This window comes from Alkalibacterium iburiense, from assembly GCF_039521845.1.
Classification (GTDB): Bacteria; Bacillota; Bacilli; order Lactobacillales; family Carnobacteriaceae_A; genus Alkalibacterium; species Alkalibacterium iburiense.
Map to the genome: position 1 here is coordinate 1 of NZ_BAAACW010000081.1, position 919 is coordinate 919.

General features: G+C 35.3%; 1 pseudogene. It reads left to right on the forward strand.

Annotation, left to right across the window (positions count from 1 at the left end):
* Positions 1-670 precede the first annotated feature (670 nt).
* Positions 671-919 (forward strand): annotated as a pseudogene (locus ABDZ53_RS07030) (transposase); the annotation flags it as partial.

A 919-nucleotide genomic window follows, 5' to 3' on the forward strand; every position in this document is an offset into this window, starting at 1 on the left:
TACTCCCACTTATGTTAATCAGAGGAAGTATTTCTCTTTTTTTCTTGTTTTTTCATAAAACTTTTTACACTACCGATTAAATAATACTCTTAATCCTGGATATTAGATATAGAAATATCCAGATAAAATGAACTTTACCATAGTATTATCTCTAAAAAGATAATATGATCTAATTCGCTAACTTATCTGATGAGAGAGCAGTTGGCCTTTTATAAATCATTTCTTCAATTAAAGAGTTTAGTAAGAGCCTGTAACTAAGGCTCTTTTCTATTCGCTCCAACTTTTATAAAGGGTATGAGTGATAAAACTTTCTGCTTTAATCGAGGCTTGAATCACGTCTTGAATGTCCAACATTGAACTCTGAACTCCTATAACTGTGTTTGTACATAGTGCAAGACATTCTTTGGGTACCATTAGAGTTCCTCTTGATAATGTAATCACCGAGCTATTAGGATTAGCAATAATACAGAACCTTGATGAGACGGATGGTAAACTGTATCAAATAACGACTGGCGGGAAATAAATTAACATGTATATGAGCCAATTTCATAATTATTTGTCGTGTTTAACACCTGATAAATCAACTTTTTTAAAACATAGAAAAAAGGAACCCCCCCATATGGTACAATTAGGTTGTCGACTAAGACACGTACTCCAGGAGGGATTCCTTATGTCCATTATACAACAACCCACTTTATTTGACATTGATTTTTTAGAAAAACTTGACGTTCAGGAGAAATACCAAGAAATTCTCTCCCCACTTGAGTGGGGAAAAGTATTAGCTCTATTCGAAAAAGAATCTCGTGTGGGTCCACCCGTCAAATTGAACTATCAAGCGCTCCTCCGTTCCTTGATGGTGCGTATCCATGAGAACATTCCGACACAAAAAGCACTGATTGCACGTTTGAAAAGCGACCTT